Origin of the sequence: Mycobacterium sp., from assembly GCF_019243155.1 — a bacterium.
GTDB lineage: Bacteria > Actinomycetota > Actinomycetes > Mycobacteriales > Mycobacteriaceae > Mycobacterium.
In genome coordinates this window covers 1-3,926 of sequence record NZ_JAFAUS010000015.1, presented here as the reverse complement: position 1 = coordinate 3,926, position 3,926 = coordinate 1, and the positions used below count along the sequence as shown (strand labels likewise).

Sequence of the window (3,926 nt, the reverse complement as noted above, 5' to 3'; positions counted from 1 at the left end):
GTTGTTCAGGATGATGTCCACGAAGTCCTCCCGCTTGAATGCGGGGTCGAAGTGCGCCAGCACGTCGTCGTTCATGGTGCCGAAGGTGGTCTGCGGGCGGTGCTTCATGCCGTCGTAGAACGCTTGGATGATGCGCTGCTTGAACTGTGGGCGCGGGTGCGCGGCGGTCACCGCGGCAAGAGCCTCCGGGGCAAGGTCGTCGCGCTCGATCCCCAGCACGTCGGTCTCCACGCCGGCCGTCACCAAAGCGACTTCGGGCTCCAGGAATTCCGGGATCCCGGGAGTGGTGTGTAACGCGATGCCCAGCCACACCTTGTCGGCGTCGGCCTGATCAATACCCCGCTGCAGCAAGAACTCTCGCGCCGCGTTCGCACTGTCCACCTCGAACCGCAGTTGCGAAGTGCGGTAGCGCTCGGTGAGTCCCAGATCGTGGAACATCGCCCCGGCGTAAAGCAGCTCCAGGTTTGGTTCCAGCCCGCGGCGGCGGCCCTGCAGCACTCCGAAGAGAAACACTCGGCGGGAATGGTCGAACAGCAGATCGTCCTCGGCGTCGCGAATGTACTCGGTAATCTCGCGCACCAGCGCGGTGTCCGGTATGACGATGTCGGCGATGCTTTCCATCGATTGAGTGTCCATGATCGGGTCTCCTTTAATTTGACTGAAGCAAGTTTGCGGCACCGCGGGGCAGACCGATCGTGGCTGCCGGGCCATCCATCCCACAAAAAGCGACACAATGACGCTGTGGCTGAAACGGGAGTGCGTCCGCGGGTCGTGGTAATCGTCGTCTTCGACGAGGTGACGCTGTTGGACGTCGCAGGGGCGGGCGAGGTCTTCGTCGAGGCCAACCGGTTCGGCGCCAACTACCAGCTCAAGATCGCGTCGCTGGACGGCGGCGACGTGACAACCTCGATTGGGACCCGCCTGGGTGTCACCGATCGCATTTCGTCGATTGCATCCGCCGATACCGTCGTGGTCGCCGGCAGCGACGCCCTGCCCAGGCGCCCGATCGATCCCGCGCTCGTCGAGGACATCAGATCGGTGGCGGCACGGAGCCGGCGGATTACGTCCATCTGCACGGGCTCGTTCATCCTCGCGCAGGCCGGCCTGCTCAGCGGCCGGCGCGCCACCACGCACTGGCACGAGACCCGGTCGTTGGCGCGGGCCTTCCGCGATATCACCGTCGAGCCGGACGCGATCTTCGTCCGCGACGGCGACGTCTTCACGTCGGCCGGGGTCTCGTCGGGCATCGACCTGGCGCTGGCATTGGTCGAAATGGATTACGGGACTGAGCTTGTCCGCGACGTGGCTCGGTGGCTGGTCGTTTATCTCAAACGCGCGGGCGGCCAATCCCAATTCTCGGTGCTGATCGAGGCCGAGCCACCGCCGCAGTCCCCGCTGCGCGCGGTCACCGACGCGATCGCGGCGAACCCGAGCGCCGACCATAGCGTGAAAAAGCTTGCGGCGCATGCATCTTTGAGCACACGCCAGCTCACTCGGCTCTTTGCGTCCGAGCTTGGCATGACTCCGGCGCAATATGTCGGATCGGTCCGGGTCGGTTTCGCCCGCGCCGCACTCGAGGACGGCCGTACGGTCGCCGAGACCGCGGGCGTGGCCGGTTTCGGCAGCACCGAAACGCTGCGGCGGGTGTTCGCCAGCCACCTGGGCATCAGCCCGAAGGCCTACCGCGATCGGTTCCGAACGGCGTATGCCTGACCAACCAGCCTGAAAGCTATTTGGCGCTGTTGTACTTGTTGATCGCGTCGTCCAGCCGCTGCAGCGCGGCACCGTAGCCGGCGAAATCGCCCTTCTTCTGGGCGTCCTTGGCCGCGCCGATAGCCGTCTGAATGTCTTGCAGCGCAGCGGCTTTGGCCGGGGACAGGGTTACCGATCCGTCGGGCGCCGGCGGCACAGCCGCCACCGGCGGCGGCGCTCCCGGTGTCCCAGCGGGGGCCGGCGGACTGGCGGGTGGGGTCGCCGCGGCAGTACCGCCGGATTCGGTCGGCTGAATACTCGTTGCGGCTGCACCCGCGCCGGGACCGAACAATCCGGTCAGGGCGTCGCGCACGGTGGGTCCGTAGCCGATCTTGTCGTTGTACATCATCGCCACCCGGATCAGCCGCGGGTACGAGGACGCCGCGTCGCTCGCCCCCGGCGAGGCGTAAACCGGTTCGACGTAAAGCAGCCCACCCTGGCCGACCGGCAGCGTGAGCAAGTTCCCCCACCGGATCCGGTTCTGGTTGTCGCGCCCGATCACACCCAGATCCTGGGACACCGCCGGGTCTGTGGTGATCGCGTTGTTGGCCAACTTGGGACCGTTGACCTGACCGGGGATGGTCAACACGGTGATCCGGCCGTAGGTGGCCGGGTCCGAGCTGGCGCTGATGTAGGCCGCCAGGTAGTCGCGTTTGAACCTGTTCATCGCGCTCGTCAACTGATACGACGACGTATTGTCGTTCTTCGCAATGTTTTTCGCGACGATGTAGTACGGCGGTTGGTAGCTGCTGGCCGTCGGGTTCGGATCCAGTGGCACGTCCCAGAAATCGGATGTCGAGAAGAACGTCACCGGGTCGTTGACGTGGTATTTGGCCAGCAGCATCCGCTGAACCTTGAACAGGTCCTCGGGATAGCGCAGGTGCTCGGCGAGCTCGGGGGTGATGTCGCTCTTGGGCTTGACCGTGCCCGGGAAGACCTGCATCCACGCCTTGAGGACCGGGTCCTGCTCGTCTTGCTGATACAGCGTCACGGTGCCGTCGTAGGCATCGACCGTGGCCTTCACCGAATTACGGATGTAGGAGACACGCTTGTCGGGCGCCAGCTTGTTGAACGCCACCTCGTTGGAGTCCGCGGTCGCCGACTCCAGGGAGGTGAGTTCGGAGTACGGGTAGTTGTCCAACGTGGTGTAGCCGTCGATGATCCACACCAGCCGCTTGTTGACGATCGCGGGGTACACGGAGCTGTCGGTGGTCAGCCAGGGCGCCACCGCCTCGACGCGGCGCGCGGGATCGCGGTTGAACAGGATCTTGCTGTTGGAGCCGATCACGTTGGAGAACAAGAAGTTTCGCTCTGCGAACTTGGCGGCGAACACGCTGCGGGACAACCAGTCGCCGACCGGGACGCCCCCGAGGCCGGTATAGGTGTAGTTCTTGGTCTCGGCACTGGTCTCGTAGTCGTATTCGCGGTCCGTGCCATTGCGTCCGACGATCGAATAGTCGGCGGCCGTGCTGGAGATGACGGGCCCGTAGTAGACGCGCGGTTGGTCCAGGGGCGCCGGACCGTCGGACACCACGTTGCCGTTGGCGCCGACCACGTTGACCAGGAATTCGGGATAGCCACCGTTTTGGTTGGGGTCGTTGGCGATTCCACGCACCGTGTTCGCGGGCGAGGCGATGAACCCGTTGCCGTGGGTATAGACCGTGTGCCGGTTGATCCAGTCCCGCTGGTTGTCGATCAGCCGGTCGGGATTGAGTTCCCGGGCCGCGACGACGTAGTCGCGCAAGGCCCCGTTGCGGTCGAGGTACCGGTCGATGGAGAGCTGGTCGGGGAAGTAGTAGAAGTTCTTGCCCTGCTGGAACTGGGTGAACGCCGGGCTGATGATCGTCGGGTCGAGCAACCGGATGTTGGAGGTGGTCGCGCGGTCGTCGGCGACCTGCTGGGCGGTGGCCCCTGCGTCACCCGTGTAGTTGCGGTAGGTGACCTGGTCGGAGGTCAGGCCGTAGGCTTGCCGCGTCGCGGCGATGCTGCGGCTAATGTATTCGCTTTCCTTTTGCGCCGCATTGGGTTTGACGCTGATCTGCTCGACGATCAGCGGCCAGCCGGCGCCGACGATCAGCGACGACAGCAGCAGCAGGACCAGGCCGATGGCCGGGATCCGCAAGTCGCGGAAGGTGATCGCGGAGAACACGGCGGCCGCACAAATCAGCGCGATC

Annotated in this window: 3 protein-coding genes; 1 reads left to right on the top strand and 2 read right to left on the bottom strand. The window is 65.0% G+C overall.

The window, feature by feature from the left end; translation table 11 throughout:
- On the bottom strand, positions 1 to 639 hold a 639-nt coding region (locus JOZ00_RS00875), incomplete at its 3' end, for an HD domain-containing protein (protein WP_293338506.1).
- 102 nt (positions 640 to 741) lie between these two features.
- Here JOZ00_RS00875 and JOZ00_RS00870 point away from each other — a divergent pair.
- The gene (locus JOZ00_RS00870) at positions 742 to 1,713 is read left to right on the top strand and encodes a GlxA family transcriptional regulator (protein WP_293338504.1); all 972 of its coding nucleotides are present in this window, start codon (positions 742 to 744) and stop codon (positions 1,711 to 1,713) included.
- A gap of 16 nt (positions 1,714 to 1,729) precedes the next feature.
- Here the strand turns inward: JOZ00_RS00870 and JOZ00_RS00865 are convergent.
- On the bottom strand, positions 1,730 to 3,926 hold a 2,197-nt coding region (locus JOZ00_RS00865), incomplete at its 5' end, for a UPF0182 family protein (RefSeq protein ID WP_293338502.1).